The organism is Xenorhabdus hominickii (assembly GCF_002632725.1).
In the GTDB taxonomy this organism is placed as follows: domain Bacteria; phylum Pseudomonadota; class Gammaproteobacteria; order Enterobacterales; family Enterobacteriaceae; genus Xenorhabdus; species Xenorhabdus hominickii.
Map to the genome: position 1 here is coordinate 12,483 of NZ_NJAI01000005.1, position 17,039 is coordinate 29,521.

Annotated in this window: 16 protein-coding genes, 1 tRNA gene and 1 pseudogene; 11 read left to right on the forward strand and 7 right to left on the reverse strand. The window is 42.8% G+C overall.

Features of this window, described 5'->3' with window-relative positions; all coding sequences use genetic code 11:
• Positions 1 to 115: 115 nt before the first annotated feature.
• Positions 116 to 298 (forward strand): helix-turn-helix transcriptional regulator, encoded by a 183-nt coding sequence (locus Xhom_RS15010; protein WP_069318209.1) that lies wholly within the window; start codon positions 116 to 118, stop codon positions 296 to 298.
• 70 nt (positions 299 to 368) lie between these two features.
• On the opposite strand, the gene Xhom_RS15015 is transcribed toward Xhom_RS15010, so the two are convergent.
• Positions 369 to 445, reverse strand: a tRNA-Arg gene (locus Xhom_RS15015).
• Between the two features lie 188 nt (positions 446 to 633).
• Between Xhom_RS15015 and folD the strand changes: the two genes are divergently transcribed.
• The 3 genes from folD to sra all read left to right on the forward strand — a co-directional run bounded on the left by folD (position 634) and on the right by sra (position 2,693).
• Positions 634 to 1,509: a bifunctional methylenetetrahydrofolate dehydrogenase/methenyltetrahydrofolate cyclohydrolase FolD gene (gene folD, locus Xhom_RS15020; RefSeq protein ID WP_069318208.1), complete on the forward strand. Its 876-nt coding sequence runs from the start codon at positions 634 to 636 to the stop codon at positions 1,507 to 1,509.
• Positions 1,509 to 1,721 carry a ribosome-associated protein YbcJ gene (ybcJ, locus tag Xhom_RS15025; protein ID WP_069318207.1) on the forward strand — a complete coding sequence of 71 codons (213 nt, stop codon included), beginning with the start codon at positions 1,509 to 1,511 and terminating at the stop codon, positions 1,719 to 1,721. Before folD ends, ybcJ begins: the two co-directional genes overlap by 1 nt.
• A gap of 735 nt (positions 1,722 to 2,456) precedes the next feature.
• Complete coding sequence (gene sra, locus Xhom_RS15030; RefSeq protein WP_071933904.1) at positions 2,457 to 2,693, forward strand: stationary-phase-induced ribosome-associated protein; 237 nt, start codon at positions 2,457 to 2,459, stop codon at positions 2,691 to 2,693.
• A 127-nt stretch (positions 2,694 to 2,820) separates the two neighbouring features.
• Here sra and cysS read toward each other — a convergent pair whose 3' ends face one another.
• A complete protein-coding gene (gene cysS / locus Xhom_RS15035) occupies positions 2,821 to 4,203 on the reverse strand; it encodes a cysteine--tRNA ligase (RefSeq protein WP_069318206.1) in 1,383 nt (460 codons plus the stop codon).
• 543 nt (positions 4,204 to 4,746) lie between these two features.
• Here cysS and ppiB point away from each other — a divergent pair.
• The 4 genes from ppiB (at position 4,747) to purK (ending at position 7,767) form a co-directional block, all read left to right on the forward strand.
• Complete coding sequence (ppiB, locus tag Xhom_RS15040; RefSeq protein WP_069318205.1) at positions 4,747 to 5,241, forward strand: peptidylprolyl isomerase B; 495 nt, start codon at positions 4,747 to 4,749, stop codon at positions 5,239 to 5,241.
• Between the two features lie 23 nt (positions 5,242 to 5,264).
• The gene (locus Xhom_RS15045) at positions 5,265 to 5,987 is read left to right on the forward strand and encodes a UDP-2,3-diacylglucosamine diphosphatase (RefSeq protein WP_069318204.1); all 723 of its coding nucleotides are present in this window, start codon (positions 5,265 to 5,267) and stop codon (positions 5,985 to 5,987) included.
• A gap of 137 nt (positions 5,988 to 6,124) precedes the next feature.
• Positions 6,125 to 6,703, forward strand: coding sequence for a 5-(carboxyamino)imidazole ribonucleotide mutase (gene purE, locus Xhom_RS15050; protein ID WP_084023269.1), 579 nt, complete (start codon positions 6,125 to 6,127; stop codon positions 6,701 to 6,703).
• Positions 6,700 to 7,767 carry a 5-(carboxyamino)imidazole ribonucleotide synthase gene (gene purK, locus Xhom_RS15055; RefSeq protein ID WP_069318203.1) on the forward strand — a complete coding sequence of 356 codons (1,068 nt, stop codon included), beginning with the start codon at positions 6,700 to 6,702 and terminating at the stop codon, positions 7,765 to 7,767. The genes purE and purK overlap by 4 nt, the downstream gene beginning before the upstream one ends.
• A 220-nt stretch (positions 7,768 to 7,987) precedes the next feature.
• Here the strand turns inward: purK and Xhom_RS15060 are convergent, their stop codons facing one another.
• Complete coding sequence (locus Xhom_RS15060; RefSeq protein ID WP_069318202.1) at positions 7,988 to 8,602, reverse strand: riboflavin synthase; 615 nt, start codon at positions 8,600 to 8,602, stop codon at positions 7,988 to 7,990.
• Positions 8,603 to 9,073: 471 nt separating this feature from the next.
• Between Xhom_RS15060 and Xhom_RS15065 the strand changes: the two genes are divergently transcribed.
• The gene (locus Xhom_RS15065; RefSeq protein WP_069318201.1) at positions 9,074 to 9,886 is read left to right on the forward strand and encodes an outer membrane protein OmpK; all 813 of its coding nucleotides are present in this window, start codon (positions 9,074 to 9,076) and stop codon (positions 9,884 to 9,886) included.
• 54 nt (positions 9,887 to 9,940) lie between these two features.
• The gene (locus Xhom_RS15070; protein ID WP_198148728.1) at positions 9,941 to 11,218 is read left to right on the forward strand and encodes an MFS transporter; all 1,278 of its coding nucleotides are present in this window, start codon (positions 9,941 to 9,943) and stop codon (positions 11,216 to 11,218) included.
• 146 nt (positions 11,219 to 11,364) lie between these two features.
• Here the strand turns inward: Xhom_RS15070 and ybbP are convergent, their stop codons facing one another.
• Both ybbP and ybbA read right to left on the reverse strand, forming a co-directional pair.
• Complete coding sequence (ybbP, locus tag Xhom_RS15075) at positions 11,365 to 13,797, reverse strand: putative ABC transporter permease subunit YbbP (protein ID WP_069318199.1); 2,433 nt, start codon at positions 13,795 to 13,797, stop codon at positions 11,365 to 11,367.
• Entirely contained in the window at positions 13,794 to 14,480 is a 687-nt protein-coding gene (gene ybbA / locus Xhom_RS15080; RefSeq protein WP_069318198.1) for a putative ABC transporter ATP-binding protein YbbA, read from the reverse strand. Before ybbA ends, ybbP begins: the two co-directional genes overlap by 4 nt.
• On the opposite strand from ybbA, the gene tesA reads away from it, so the two are divergent.
• Positions 14,451 to 15,080 carry a multifunctional acyl-CoA thioesterase I/protease I/lysophospholipase L1 gene (tesA, locus tag Xhom_RS15085; RefSeq protein WP_198148727.1) on the forward strand — a complete coding sequence of 210 codons (630 nt, stop codon included), beginning with the start codon at positions 14,451 to 14,453 and terminating at the stop codon, positions 15,078 to 15,080. The two genes, ybbA and tesA, sit on opposite strands and share 30 nt — an antisense overlap.
• A 927-nt stretch (positions 15,081 to 16,007) precedes the next feature.
• Here tesA and Xhom_RS15100 read toward each other — a convergent pair.
• Together Xhom_RS15100 and Xhom_RS15105 are read right to left on the reverse strand one after the other, a co-directional pair.
• Positions 16,008 to 16,154: pseudogene (locus Xhom_RS15100) on the reverse strand (DUF4225 domain-containing protein); the annotation flags it as partial.
• A gap of 125 nt (positions 16,155 to 16,279) precedes the next feature.
• A complete protein-coding gene (locus Xhom_RS15105; protein WP_069318583.1) occupies positions 16,280 to 17,020 on the reverse strand; it encodes a thioesterase II family protein in 741 nt (246 codons plus the stop codon).
• Positions 17,021 to 17,039: the final 19 nt, after the last annotated feature.

Here is a 17,039-nt window from a genome sequence, read left to right on the forward strand (position 1 = left end):
TTCTTCGTACTGAGCTGAACACCATTATTTTTGAAGCGACATGGAGTGATAAGGCAACACCGGCAATGGTGGCAAGATTGATTTTGGAGAACGGGTATCGGAAAGGAGGTGTGTGATGGCAACAAGATATATTAAGTACAAAGAAATGATGGAGCTTACAGGAACAAGCAAACCCACTCTTTGGAGAATGTATGCAAAAAGGAATGAATTTCCCAAACCAGAAAGAACAGCAAGCGGAATTTTTCTTGGGTGGTCTGAAGAAGTTTATGAGGCTTGGGTTAAAGAAAAGAAGAAGTAACAACTTGACCCGTTACCTGACCCGTTAATTTGACGGGTTTTTCTTTTTTGTTCTTAACTCTTTGATTTTATGGTACGCCCTACAGGATTCGAACCTGTGACCTACGGCTTAGAAGGCCGTTGCTCTATCCAACTGAGCTAAGGGCGCATTGAGATGTGAAATAAGAAACATCATTAATGCGTTGATGTTGGGAGGGATTATACGGGCATAATGGATTGAGTCAATGGCCTTTTCGCTTATATGCTCATTTTATGATTATCAATAAAACTGACAGATGGCTCATGTTCTGACAAAATAGCGCTTATTCCTATACTTGATGATGGAATCTTAAATACATGTCAGCACAAATTATTGATGGGAAAACGATTGCGCAGACAATCAGAAGCGAAGTTGCAGAAAAAGTCAGGCAGCGTGTTGCTGCTGGAAAACGCGCTCCTGGTCTTGCTGTTATTTTAGTGGGAAAAAACCCTGCTTCTCAGATTTATGTCGCGAGCAAACGCCGCGCCTGTGAAGAAGTCGGTTTTATGTCCCGCTCTTATGACCTACTTGATACCACCAGCGAAGCCGAATTACTCTCTCTGATAGATAACCTGAATACCGACCCGGAAATCGATGGTATTTTGGTTCAACTTCCCTTACCTGCCGGCATTGATAATGTCAAAGTACTGGAACGTATTCATCCCGATAAAGATGTGGATGGTTTCCACCCCTATAATATCGGCCGTCTATGTCAGCGTGCCCCTAAATTGCGCCCCTGTACCCCTCGCGGTATTGTAACGCTGCTTGAGCGCTGCAATATCAATACTTATGGGCTAAATGCAGTTATTATTGGGGCCTCCAATATCGTTGGGCGCCCAATGAGCCTTGAGTTATTGCTGGCAGGTTGTACTACCACAGTAACTCATCGCTTTACCAAAAATTTACGTCAGCATGTTGAACAGGCTGATTTATTAGTTGTTGCCGTTGGGAAGCCGAATTTTATTCCCGGTGAGTGGATTAAACCCGGTGCAATTGTCATTGATGTCGGCATCAATCGGCTGGAGAATGGCAAAGTCATTGGCGATGTGGATTTCGATAACGCATCCGAACGAGCAAGTTGGATCTCCCCGGTTCCGGGAGGTGTTGGCCCAATGACTGTTGCGACATTGATTCAAAATACCTTGCAAGCTTGCGAGGAATATCATGATGTAGATAAGACTGAAGGATACTAATGGAAATTTTTTCTTTAGATGGACACCCTTATGTAGAGCTATGTGATTTGCTGAAGTTGCAAGGGTGGAGCGAAAGTGGTGCTGCGGCAAAAGCAGTCATTGCAGAAGGCTTGGTAGAAGTTGATTCTCAAATTGAAACCCGTAAACGCTGCAAAATTGTTGCCGGAAAAGTTGTTACCTTTAATGGTGAATCCATTCGCGTTGAAGAGTAATGCGGTAGGTAAATATTACCGCTAAGGCCTTTCGGAAAAACAGTACCTTATGTGTTTATATATTTAAGGTGCTGTTTTTTTATTTTATAAATAGAAACCAATTGTGCTTATTTTATCACCAATTCAAGAATAAATCCAAGAGTAAACCCAGAAGAAATACTAAATTGGGAAAACCAAAGTGTCGATCCAAAAAAATATATACTTAAATTCAATGCGTTATTGATATCCCTAAACATGAATTACCTATGAAGTTAAATATTGTTGGTCATGGTAACCGACACAGAAATACCTATTCTAATAGAGAACGTCATGTTTCTTGTCTAACACCACAACAATTATTTGATAGCATAAAATAACTATTAGATAAATATACTATTAATAGTATAAGGCTTTGTTGTTGTCATCCAGGAAGAACAGGCTTCGCTCAAGAACTTGCTAACCTCACCAATAAACCAGTTAAAGCTGCAACAGGACAACTAAATGTAACTGCATCTATTGTTTCTAAAAAACACCTCAATAATCGTTCTATAATTATTAAAACTCCCAAAACAAAAATACGGGTAGATAATAATAGGCACCATGATATTGATGTTTCTGATAGTCAATTTATCTGGTTTTATCCTCAAAATATGTGACATTGACGATGTCTTGATAAACAATCATGTCAGCAATGTTTTGGTTTTCTAATAAGTTGCTATACTGAGGGGCTTACGTACAACTGAAACGGAGTTAATTATGTTAAGTAATAGAGCTGCAAGAAGGTTGTTGGGTATGCCTTATAAATTAAGTAATTCTAAACGTAATGTAAAAGTTTCACTTATCAACCTTTCCTCCAGCGATAGTACACATCAAGTACCAGAGCATCTAAGTCATTCTTCTTTTGTTGCCATGAAGCGAGATGCGGCTTCAGGAAAAGTCACCTATCACGCTGGCAATGCGTTCTACCCTGAATTTCTAAATATTCATCGATAAATTTGCTGTTTTTATTCCGATAACGTATTACAACTAAAAATATCGCTGTGAAAGCATAAACACGATAAAAGCCGAACCGCCCACTATTAAGGGGGCGGTTCCGGATTAATGAATCAGTCAAAAGTGATTATTTACGGCGCCATGTCGTTCCCTGTGGGCTATCCTCCAACTCAATATCCATTTCATTTAATTGATCACGTGCCGAATCAGCCAATGCCCACTCTTTGTTTTTACGCGCATCGTTCCGTTGTTTGATCAGTGCTTCGATTTGGGCAACATCATTGTCCGCCTGTGCGCTGCCGTGCAAGAAACTTTCTGGATCTTGTTCCAAAAGTCCGAGAACGCCAGCTAATTTACGTAGTTCTGCTGCCAAACCACTCGCCGCAGTCAGATTTTCTGCTTTCAGACGGTTAATCTCACGCGCCATATCAAACAAAACGGAGTACGCTTCTGGTGTATTAAAATCGTCGTTCATCGCTTCAGTGAAACGCGTTTCAAATGCTTCTCCACCCGCTGGCTGGGCCAATTTATCCGTACCGCGCAACGAAGTATACAGACGCTCAAGGGCAGTACGCGCCTGTTTCAGGTTCTCTTCTGTATAATTCAGTTGGCTGCGATAGTGACCCGAAAGCAAGAAATAGCGCACAGTTTCAGCATCGTAATATTCCAGCACATCACGAACGGTAAAGAAGTTGTTCAATGACTTGGACATCTTCTCTTTATCAACCATAACCATGCCGGAATGCATCCAATAATTGACGTAAGGTCCATCGTGAGCACAGGTAGATTGTGCAATCTCATTTTCATGATGTGGGAACATCAAATCCGAACCACCACCGTGGATATCAAAGTGATGACCCAATGCTTTGCTGTTCATGGCCGAACACTCAATATGCCAGCCCGGACGACCTGCTCCCCACGGAGATTCCCAGCTCGGTTCACCCAGTTTAGACATCTTCCACAACACGAAATCCATTGGGTTGCGTTTTACATCAGCCACTTCAACACGGGCACCTGCTTGTAATTGTTCCAAATCCTGACGGGAAAGCAGGCCATAATTAGGATTGGAGTCAATGGAAAACATCACATCCCCATTGGCTGCAACATAAGCATGCTCACGTTTAATCAGCGCTTCCGTGATTTCAATAATTTCTAGGATATGTCGTGTTGCACGCGGCTCTGAATTTGGGCGTTGGATATTCAGTGCATCAAAGTCTTTGTGCATTTCTGCCAACATACGTGTGGTCAGATCGTCACAGCTTTCATTATTTTCAGTTGCGCGTTTGATAATTTTGTCATCCACATCAGTGATGTTACGGACATACGTCAGGTCATATCCCAGATAACGCAGGTAACGTGCAATAATATCAAATGCAACAAATGTTCTGCCGTGACCAATGTGACACAGGTCATAAATGGTAATACCACACACGTACATGCCGACTTTTCCTTCATGGATCGGCTTAAATTCTTCTTTTTGACGGCTTAGAGTATTGAAAATTTTTAGCATCAGTAGGTTTTCCGTAAAAAATTAATGTACGTGTAAAAAAATCGAATAAGTCTGCTGATTATAGGCTTCTTTATCAGCGATATAAACCAACATTCCGCCCATTTTTCGAGTTGCATAATGTTGACTGCGAGTTGAATTTAAACAGACTAAACTCAAAAGTAAAAAATCAAACAAAGTATTTCACCCTGATACGAAATGCTTTGGAAGTGCTACCAGTATCCTGTTTTGATACGGTTTTAGCGAAAAATGTCGTACACTCTCACTCAATACGGGTGGGGACATAAGGCGAAAATCCTGATAGGGTTTTCATACTCTATTGATGACAGCTAGAAGGTTAAACACAGCGTATCTTGAGCAATCACTGATGAAAATCAAGCCATGGTTGTCGAGACGTTAACATTATCAAACAACGAATATCAAACAATTAAAGACAGCGGGAAGCAGTCACAATACTGACTCAAAATCTCAGATATGGTATAACAGCGGTTTTTCCGAATCCCCTAAAATACAGGGTCAATCAAAACTATTATTAGGATTTCTATTATGGTGACTTTCCACACCAACTTTGGTGATATCGTGATCAAAACTTTCGCAGATGAGGCGCCTGTAACTGTTGAGAATTTCTTGGCTTACTGCTCTGAAGGTTTTTATGACAACACCATTTTTCACCGTGTTATCAATGGATTCATGATTCAAGGCGGTGGCTTTGAACCGGGTATGAAGCAGAAAACAACTAAGGAAGCTATCCAGAACGAAGCCAATAATGGCCTGAAAAACAGCCGTGGCACCCTCGCAATGGCACGTACTAATGATCCACATTCTGCAACCGCTCAGTTCTTCATCAACGTTGTTGATAACGATTTCCTGAACTTCCGTTCAGAGCGTCCAGACGGATGGGGTTATTGCGTATTCGCCGAAGTGGTTGAAGGCATGGAAGTAGTTGATAAAATTAAAGGTGTTTCCACTGGCCGCAGCGGCATGCACCAAGATGTGCCACATGAAGATGTGATCATTGAACGTATTACCGTTAGCGAATAATAACCGTTAACGCGAATCGTTACATGAGTACACTGTTTATTGCAGATTTGCATCTCAATGAGCAAGAACCGGCAGTAATTGCCGGTTTTCTGCGTTTTTTACGTGAAGATGCGATCCATGCTGGGAGCCTGTATATCCTCGGTGATTTTTTTGATTACTGGATTGGTGATGATGACCCTAATCCACTGCATACTAAAATCGCCCAAGCCCTCAGCGAGCTGAACCAAAAAGGTATTCCTTGTTATTTCATTCATGGTAATCGTGACTTCCTGCTCGGTTCCCGCTTTGCCAAAGAAAGTGGTCTGACACTGCTGCCACAGGAAAAAGTGCTGGAATTGCACGGCAAACGCATTCTAATCCTGCATGGCGATACACTCTGCACCGATGACGTCGGTTATCAGAAATACCGTAAGCGGGTGCACACTCCTTGGATACAATGGCTATTTTTACGGCTTCCTTTATTTATCCGGCTGAAAATCGCGGCCAAAATGCGTGCGGGTAGCCAATACGCCAACACTCAAAAATCCGAATCAATCATGGATGTCAATCAACAGGCAGTTATCGAACACTTCGAAAAATACCAGGCTGACTGGGTGATCCACGGGCATACCCACCGTCCGGCAATACATGATATTCAAGTTGGAAACAGAACCGTGCATCGCGGTGTGTTAGGCGCATGGCATCATCAAGGCTCGATGTTCAAGGTGACAGAAGCATCCATTGAGTTGATACCGTTCCCTTTTTGAAACCTTCTCGCTTATTTGGAATAAATCAGTAAATCAAGCAACGCAAACGTTTTCCTTATGCGATTCGCATGATATGATCCATCACATCAAACATCATCTTTGTTCTGGTGGACATCCAATACAGGAGCATCTGATTTATGACGGCCAGTCCTGATCCCGCAAACGCGACTTCCACAACAGCTATTACTTCCACAGCAACCATTATCTCTACAGAAGTACAACAGCACACTAAAATCGCCATTGTTATGGGGTCAAAAAGTGACTGGGCAACGATGCAACACGCTGCCGATATATTGACCTCTCTTAATATTCCTTTCCATGTTGAAATTGTTTCAGCACACCGAACACCTGATAAGCTTTTTCGTTTTGCCGAACAGGCGAGAGAAAACGGTTTTGATGTCATTATCGCAGGCGCAGGTGGGGCCGCACATTTACCAGGGATGCTGGCAGCAAAAACATTAGTGCCTGTGTTTGGGGTACCTGTACAAAGTGCAACACTGAGTGGTGTCGACAGCCTTTACTCTATTGTCCAAATGCCGAAAGGCATCCCTGTCGGCACTCTGGCTATTGGCAAAGCAGGTGCAGCAAACGCAGCATTGTTATCCGCCCAAGTACTGGCTTTGCATGATGATGCATTGTTTCAACGCTTGTCAGAATGGCGTCAAACACAAACGCAGGATGTTTTGGATAATCCTGATCCGCGGGAGGATGCATGAAGCCTGTTTGCGTATTGGGTAACGGTCAGTTGGGTCGGATGTTGCGTCAGGCAGGTGAGCCGTTAGGGATTGCTGTCTATCCGGTTGGATTAAATGCAGAACCGGAAGCAGTGCCTTATCGAAGCAGCGTGATCACCGCAGAAATTGAGCGCTGGCCCGAAACGGCATTAACTCGCGAACTGGCCCACCACAGGGATTTTGTCAATCGTGATATTTTTCCTCAACTGGCAGATCGTTTGCCACAAAAGCAGCTTCTGGATACGTTAGGTTTAGCAACTGCACCATGGCGGTTGCTTTCTGATGCCAGCCAATGGCCGCAACTGTTTGCTGAGTTAGGGGATTTCATTATCGTCAAACGCCGGACAGGCGGTTACGATGGGCGTGGTCAATGGCGTATTCGACCGGGTGATGAAGCCGAACTGCCACCTGAAATTTACGGTGAATGTATTGTAGAACAGGGTATCCCATTTTCAGGGGAAGTCTCGCTGATTGGTGCTCGTAATGCCAAAGGTGAGTCGGTATTTTATACACTGACTCATAATCTGCATCAGGAAGGTATCTTGCGTACCAGTGTCGCCTTGCCCAACACGGATAATCGTTTGCAGCAACAAGCAGAAACCATGCTGTCTACTATCATGAACCATTTAAATTACATCGGCGTTATGGCGATGGAATGCTTTATTGTTGGCGATAATTTGTTGATCAACGAACTGGCTCCACGGGTTCATAATAGCGGTCATTGGACACAGAACGGCGCTTCTATCAGCCAGTTTGAGCTTCATCTACGGGCGATTTTAGATCTGCCCATACCTCAGCCAGAAATATTCGCGCCATCCGTTATGATCAATCTGATTGGTACAGAAATAAACCTCGCGTGGCTCAGTTTATCGCTGGTTTGTTTACATTGGTATGAAAAGGAAGTTCACCCGGGGCGCAAAGTAGGGCACTTAAATTTAACTCATGCAGATAAGAGCATATTGAAAGCAGAGTTACAAAGGTTAGCCTCATTATTACCTGCTGAATATCAAAGTGGCCTTGAATGGGCACAAGATAAATTGAATTGATCGATCATATTCGATAACTAACTCAAGGAAGTGGTAATAGTTAAAAATAAGCTACCACTTCCTATTCCAGCTCTATATCCTTCGTCTTTCAAGTTGCCGCTTTGTTGGCTACGCTCACTCCCCCAGTCACGTAGTGATAAACATCAAGTTCGCTATATTTCTGGGAGCTTGTGCCCAAGACATAAGCGCTGACTCTTGAAATCCATTGGTATATTGATAGTTACTTTGTTTTTGATAGTGTCCGGGATAGCGTATCCACAATGGTTCTTGTCGTTTGGTCTATTTCATAATTGAGAAAATCACCCGCCTTGATCTTACTGAGATTAGTCATCCTTAACGTCTCTGGGATCAGGTTTAAAGCAATTGTATTGTTTTCTTCATCAATGCCATTGATAGTTAAACTACAGCCATGAAGACCAATAAAGCCTTTTAGAAAGAAATACTTAATGTTATCTTGAGGAATTCGGATAACCAACCGGTAAGTTTCACCTGTTGGAATAAACTCAACAACTTCTGCTATCCCTTCCACATGCCCATATAAGCTATGTCCACCGTTTTCCCGATTCATTTGATGTGACCGTTCAACGTTGACTTCATCTCCAATAGAGAGAAATTTTAACGTTGTGGTATCAGTCGTAAAATCAGAAATATCAAAAGAGACGCTATCCCCACTAAATTGAGTCGCAGTCAGGCATGTGCCATCAATCGCAACACTGGCTCCGATATTGATATCGTCAAAAAAATGTTTATTATTGCTAACTATCAGTGTGCTAAATCCATTATTTTTATTGAGTAATAATACACTCTCTTTACCTTGCACAATACCTGTATACATAATATACCTCCCAAAGCTTATTTCGTTAAAAATTTAATCAAATTTTCATTCCAGATTAATATTCAGTATTTACATTATTACAAATAGATTTTATTTTCAATCTCATCATCCCCATAACCAAAATAATTTTCACCCAACAACCCTGTTACAATAAATTATTTTAATATAAAATAAAAAAACAATGAATAACATCCATATATCATGGAATAGATACGGTAAATAAAAATTTATCAGATGGAGATCCATAAAAAAATTAAACACCACACTGCAATTCATCTTAATTTAAAAGATTAAACTATTTTAATTATTAAAAAATAAATTTATTTTACATTGATTATTGCGTTATATGTTATACCCAATAAATTATAAAAAAAAACAAACAAAAATAATAATTATTTGACATCGGACTACAATTCAATAAATGTTACTACCCTACAGTCAATTACCGATGAGATAACAAGGAGACACTACGTGCCACCTCTAAGGAAACAAAGAGTCAGCAACACCTTAAGGCCTATTACAACGACTGCGGGGTTATCTGCCATTCCATTCTTTTTTCTTTTCTCAACACCTGCACAAGCAGATGGTTTTGTTAATTTTCAATCGATTGATACTAGCCTCTACTTTCAATTCGAAAACAAAGTAGCCCCTCAAAAAACCGTCTCCCCCATTATCGAAGCCTTTGGTGATTACAAAATTGGCGATATGTATGTCTACAGCATTTGGCAGAATTCGCTGCAATCTGATTATCCGGACGATAAGAGCACCTATTACTATAAGTTTGTGCCAAGGCTCAGTGCCAGCAAAATCACCGGGTATGATTTTTCCTATGGCCCATTAAAAGATGTGCTTTTTGCCCAGTGGATTGCCAAAACCAAAAACGTAAAAAAATATGACTATTTCCCCGGCATCAGCCTCGATTGGCAAGTGGATGGATTCAGTTGGTTGCGCACCATTTTCTATTTTGAAAATAATGCCAAAGGGAACTGGGATGATCAGCGTATCCACATCGATTATGGCATTCCTTTCAGTAATCGTCTGGGAGATTTCCGTGTCGTTGGGACTTTCGATTATACACTGGGGTTAGGCGATAATCCTGAGATGATCGAATTCAAACCTGAATTGCATTATGACTTGGGGAAAAAATTGGGGTATCAATCCGGCCATTTATGGGCTGGTGTTGTCGTGAATCCGGTCAAAAATAAGTACAAAATAAAAGATACGCCGTACTTCCGCACCAACCAATTTAGCTATGGGATGTTTATTCGATACAGCTTTTTCTAATAAACACATAAAATAGCGCTGCTTTTAATGGTTTATATCCTTGATGGGGTCAAAATGTCCATTCAACACGACAAATTCGGACGTACTTATCAGTGGTTTTTGCTGATACTTTTAGGCATGGTCTATTTTTTATCCACAGCAACAACCTTTACGTCATTGGGTGTTGTCCTGCCCAGTATGATTAATGAACTGGGCTGGAGCTGGACTAATGCAGGTTTAGGGTTCACGCTGCTTGGCCTGACTTGTGGGTTATCCAGTTTTCTGCCAACGGTATCCATTCGAAAAGTTGGTGTTCGTTTCACGCTGTCCATTGGCCTGCTGATTTTTCTGGCTGGTTTCTACAATCTTTATCACACACACGCGATTTCATCTTATTTTATCGGTACTGCTTTAATCGGGGTCGGTTTTACCTTTTTGGCAACGGTTCCGGGCACTTATGTAATTTCGCGGTTATATGAAAGACAATCCCTGGCTTTTGGCTTCTATTTCACGATAGGTGGATTGGGCGGCGTAATTGGCCCGTGGATCTATTTTCTGGCAACTCGGGTTTGGGGGACATGGCGCATGCACTGGATGATTTCCGCCATTGCACTCTCCATTTTCGTTATCCTGACGATTATTACCCTTCAGGAAGGAAAACGAGAAGTCTCTCATGCCAAGGCGGTAAATCAAAAACACAATAGTCAGGACTCATCAAGCATTTATCGAACCAAACAACACTGGACTGCACATCAAGCACTGCGTACATGGCAATTCTATCTGATTGCAGCAACTTACACCGCGTTTTTATGGTGTGGTATTACGGTCAACAGTTTCGCAGTTGCCCATATTATTGAGAATGGTTTCAGTGAGGCTCTCGCCGCCGGACTACTGAGCACAATGGCCTTTATCAATGCCTTTTCCCGATTGGCCGGGGGCGCAGTCGGGGAATGGGTTGATCCGAAAAAATTATTGATTGGCAGTCTGAGCGTTATTATTCTTGGCTTGATTGCACTGAGTATCGCCTCGTCATGGCCATTTTTGCTTGCATTCACCCTGTTTGTCGGCATGGGATATGGAATGACTTTCCTCGCTTCCAGTGTGCTGCTCTCTAACTATTTTGGCCGCAAACCTTATCTGGAACTGTTCTCAATCATGAACCTGATTTCTACTTTGGCCTGTTTGGCACCCTTTTTTGCGGGAGCAATGAAAGATTATTCAGGTAGCTTTACGCCCGCATTCCTGATTATTGCAATCCCAGTTGTGGCTGTTCTTATCGTCACTTTAATGATGAGGCCACCCACTCAGAAATTGAGAAAACAATCAGGCAAAGACACGCAATTTGCTGAATAGCATAAACTGGGATAACGCACCAACAAGGAAACAGTGGTATCAAAGAAAGAGTTCGGGATATTTCTGCCGTCATCAAAGATAGGTAGCTCATTTACAACAATGGGGAGTCCCTATTCAAGGCCTCCCCATTACAAGCAGATTTTCGTTTACTCCGGCAAGCGCCGATATTGCCCCTGCCCTCGTAATAACCGAATACCCAACCAACTGCCACATGATGAAAGCAATAAGCTACTGATTATTGGGAGAAGAAGCCACATCGGCCATTGCGGTTGCCACGGGAAATTAAACACCTGAGTCTGCAACAACCAAAGCGCAATTTCGGCACCAAAGGCCGCCGCCAAACCCGCCATAAAACCAAGCAAGGCAAATTCACTCCATAATGTGCGGCGCAGGAGTTTTTTGCTCGCCCCCAATGTTCGGTATACTACCAATTCAAGCTGGCGTTGGCTCATACCGACCTGAATTTGCGCCAGTAAAAGTAATGCGCCACAAACCATCACCAGAACAACCATGATTTCCATTGCTTTGCTGACTTGCTGCAAAATACCCTGTATCTGTTTGATTATCGAGCCGACATCCAACATGCTGATGGTCGGGAAATGACGATTAATTTCCGTTAACAGTCGTCCATTCCCTTCATAATGAAAACTGGTCAGCCACGTTTTAGGCTGATTTTCCAATGTCTCTTTGGCGAAGATAAACACGAAATTTGGATTCACACTTTCCCAATCTACCTTACGAATGCTGCTTACCGTGACAGAAAATGTTCGGGTATCCCCGGTAAATGAGAGTTGGTCGCCCACATTGATATGTAATCGTTCAGCAACGCTCTGCTCCATAGAAACTTCGTTCGGCTTTGGTGGCCATGTGCCCGCAATCAGGGTGTTAAAAGGCGGCAATTCTGCCTTCCAGGTTAAATTCAACTCACGGCGCACAGTCGTACTATTGGGGTGTTTTTTATCCGCCCATTCAAGCGCCGATTGTCCGTTGATTTCCGTCAAACGTGCCAATATCACTGGATAAAACTCGGTCGGTTTTACCTGATATTTCGTCAATAATTCATTGACTTGGGTAATCTGTGGTTGTGTCATGTTAATCAGGAAATAGTTCGGGCTATCGGGCGGCAATTGCTGCTGCCATTGATTCAACAAATCCCCTCTTGCCATAATCAGCAAAGCCAACAACATAAATGACAGAGAAAAAGCCGCCAATTGTGTCATGGTCTGAAATGGGCGACACAGCAACCGATTAACCGCCAAACGCAGACTTAATTGACGAAAGGTCACGCGGCGTAGCAGCCATAAACCACTCCAACCCAATAATGCCAACAGCAGTGCGACAATCGGCACTCCCGCCAATAATGACCATAACAAGGGTTTGGTGCCTGCCAATAATACCAATCCTCCTGTCACAATCAATGCCACAGCCGGCAGGTAGAAATGCAATGGCCAGATAGCTGCCGTGACATCACTTCTCAATACCCGCGAAGGCTGAGTCGCCATTAATTGACGGTAGGGTCGAACTCCCACCAGCAACGTAATACCAAGCAGAGCACCAATTGCCCATCCCCACGGCCACATTCCTGCTGCCGGTAACATTTTGGGCAACATTCCGGCTAAAATATGAATCAATGCCGATTCAAAAACCAAACCTAAACTGGAACCCACAACAATCGCAGCAAGCAAGATCATCAACCATTGCCCGATGATCCACTGACGCAACGCCCAACGCCCTGCCCCCAGCGTTTTCAGGATGGCAATCAGGTTATGTCGGCTACGGCAATAATGCGTCATGGAAACCGCCATCGCCGCCACGGCCAGCAATAATGTCAGCAATGCTGACAACAGTAAAAACTGCTGCGCCCGCGCAATAGATTGCGCCAGTACACTGTTATCCTGTTCCAGTGTTAGCCAACGTTGATCGACTTTTAATTGCGGATCAACAAACTGTTGGAATGATTGAAGTATGGCGGGAGAGCCGGAAAACATATAGCGGTACGTCAATCGACTGCCGGGTTGGATCGCACCCGTTGCCTGAGCATCATCAATATTGATTAAAATACGCGGAGAAATTTGAAAGGGGCTAAAGCCACTATCCGGCTCTTGCAGTAGTTCTCCACTCACTTTCAGCGTGGTATCCCCTACGTCAAGCGTATCCCCGGCCTTGATGCCCAATAATGTCAGCAATCGTGGCGCGACCAATACCGCACCTTTTTCTGGTTTTAATCCTCGTGGGTTGGTTTCCAGTTCCCCATACAAAGGATAACGATCATCTGCCGCTTTCACCTGAGCTAATTGTGGAATATCTCCCGCATAAGTCATGGTCGAAAATGAGATTTGGCGACTGAGTGTCAGACCTTGTTCTTGTGCCTTTTTCAACCAATCTTCATCAACGGGATATGAAGCCCTTAAAACCAGATCCCCCGCCAGAAAATCACGGCTCTGATAATGTACACTCTTATCAATGCGATCACTAATACGCCCTAAGGCCAAGACACAAGCTACTGCCAATGTCAGAGACAACCAGACAATTAAAAGCGAGGGTGTACGCCACTCACGCCAAAACCAGCGCCAAATCATGCTTCTTCCCTCAATTTTCCATCTACCAAACGTAAGCGACGCTGGCAACGAGCGGCCAGTTGGCTATCATGCGTGACCAGAATTAATGTGGTGGCGTAATCGTGGTTGAGGGAAAACAGTAAGTCAGCAATGCGATCACCTGTTTGGCGATCAAGATTTCCCGTTGGTTCATCAGCAAACAAGATTTTTGGACGAGTACAGAATGCCCGAGCCAAAGCCACCCGCTGCTGTTCTCCGCCCGAAAGCTGGGCTGGCATATGTTTGAGGCGTTTTCCCAGTCCCAACTGTTCCAGTAACTCAATGGCCTGCTGGCGGCTTTGGTTTTCCGATTCGCCCCGCAATAGCGCCGGAAGTTGCACATTCTCCAGTGCATTCAGGGGCGGGATCAACATAAACGATTGGAAAACAAAACCGACATTCTCTGCCCGTAACTGTGCCCGCTGTTCTTCGTTCATACGACTAATATTCTGCCCCAACAGGTGGACTTCACCGTTGTTGCCATCATCCAATCCGGCAATAATTCCCAGCAACGTTGACTTTCCTGATCCTGACTCACCAATCAATGCAATTGTTTGTGCTGGCTCGACAACCAACTCAATACCTTGCAATATATTGATTACCTGTTCCCCTTGACCTACATGTTTAGTGAGATTATGAACTTCAAGAATACTTTCTACAGCCATGTATTTTTCCTTTTAGTTTTGTTGTTATGCAGTGCCAGAGCGGTAGCGGCGGATACCCTGCTTATATTAGGGGATAGCCTCAGTGCCGTATATCGCCTTCCTGTTGAGCAGTCATGGCCTGCTTTACTGGCGAAACAATGGCAACAAGCCGGCAAAAAAACAACCATCATTAACGGCAGTATCAGCGGAAATACTGCGGCACAGGGTCTTGATCGTCTGCCTGAATTATTGAAGCAGCACAATCCAAAGTGGGTTTTGATAGAGCTTGGCGCGAATGATGGATTGCGTGGCTTGCCCATTCAAAACATAGAACAAGATTTACAGCAGAGCATTACTTTAATCCAAAAAGCCGATGCACAACCTTTATTGATGCAAATTCGGATTTCTCCCAATTATGGGAAACGCTATACCGATTCTTTCGCAAAAATTTATCCGGCGCTTTCTGAACGTAACCAAATTCCCCTGCTGCCATTTTTCATGGAGCATGTTGCTATCAAACCGGAGTGGATGCAAGACGATGGACTTCACCCTAATCAAAATGCACAGCCCTTTATTGCTGATTGGATGTCTAAAAAACTATCGTTGTACATTATTCATTAATTTATCAGGATAATTTACCAGAGCAGGTTTTTAGCCGATAACTTGGCCAGAATATTATGGCCGTTATCCAACACACCAATATTGCAGATGCTGTTCGGCGGAGCACGGATGCACAAATGGACGCAACAGCCACACAGGTTGACAAGATGTGTGAGCGTAGCCGTGGCCGAAGATAATCTTAAATTGCGTTATGACCGTCTTTAGCGCTACTTTTGGTGGATTATCTGCGGCGCGATGCTGTCTACAGCGATTATTACTAGTTTAAGTACCAAATTTTTCTTTAGCCAAGACGTAGACAGAAATTACAACACAATTGTAGCCACTTATCAGAAAGTCGCACAGTTAGAAACGCAGTTTAAGGAACGGAATGGTGACCGTAATCAGGTTTTAGATAATTACGAAAGACTAAAGAAGAAATAGTATGATAGTAATATAAAAATCATTCCGTTTATTATTTGTGTAATTATGCAGTATTTTGATAAAAATCAGAGGTAAGTAAATATGGAAAAAATCACAGAGGGATTAATGATGGAATATGGTTTACATTAAAGGAAATTAATCTAATAAAGTCTGCGGCTCAGCGAGCTGAGCCACGATATAAAAAATAAATTTTTATTCTAAGCACTGGATTTTATGGTTTGATATTAGCTTTTCTGGTTATTTTATTTTCTGTTCTTTCTGCCATTACCTTTGTTCCAGATGTTGATTATTTGAGTATTATATTGACATTTTTTATTTCGATTTTTATTTTGTTATTCTTTCACTCTCCAAGGATTAAAATAAAAATCCTTTATGTTGATAAGAAAACATAAAGGATAGATGTTTATATCTTTATTATTTTTTTGTAATTTCCGGATGCAAAAACATTCCGTGAAACATTTCATCATTTTTTTCATGCCACATTACCAGAAAAAGTACAGGAACTGACTACCCGGCTGACAGATAATTTCCAGACTTTAATTCCTGCATCTTCAAGTTAATTGCGTATACATGCATAATCTGGTAACTACGAACATAATCTTGGTTTATATAATGGAATAATCTCCATACTTTTGGTTTCAGTGTGCTTCTAAATAACCCATAACCTAAAAATTCAGAAGAAAAAGGGACTTATTCCTTCGTATTCATCGCCATCTCGTATTGATTCTCCTGAGGATTCGTTTCCAAAACATAAATGCTGTATCTTGAAATTCATAGGGCTATATCTGAGATAGTAACGCTAACATAACCTCAATAACCTTCTCTTTATTTTGATCGATAAAAAAATGATCGCCCGGAATATATTGTACAGTTAGACCTTCGCTGGATAATTCTGACCAGGCATAGAGTTCAATCGGTTTAATGTCCGGGTCAGAATCTCCGCTTAAAACTGTTATCGGGCTTTTCAGCAGGCACCGTTTTGCCTGATAAGTTTCAGCCATTTTAAAATCAGCCCTTAAAACCGGCAGCAAGAAATCCATAAGCTCGCTGTTTAGCAGGACTTCATCCGTAGCGCCATTCATTTTCCGTAACTCACGGATAAATTCATCGTGAGGTAAGTCGTGAGTATTGGGGAAATTATGTCTCAAATGCGGGGCTGTGCAGCCTGATGCGAAGAAATGCACAGGAACCGGATAACCACAGGATTGTAATTTGCAGGCAAGCTCAAATGCCACCCGACAGCCCAGACTGTGTCCAATGAAAGCATACGGGATCTTCGTGATAAATTCCGCATGAAGCATTAACTCATCCACCAGCGAGTGCAAATCTTCATACGGCGCTTCATCAAGCCGAGTTGTTCGACCCGGCGGCTGTACGGCAACAATTTCAATGTCATCCGTAAAATGTTCGGCCCAATCAAGGTATGTCTTGGCAGATCCCCCCGCATAGGGAAAACAGAATATTCTCAGCCTCGGGCTATTGACCGGCTCCGGTATAATAAACAGCTTATTACGTTCCAAACTACGCTCCTGTTTTTCC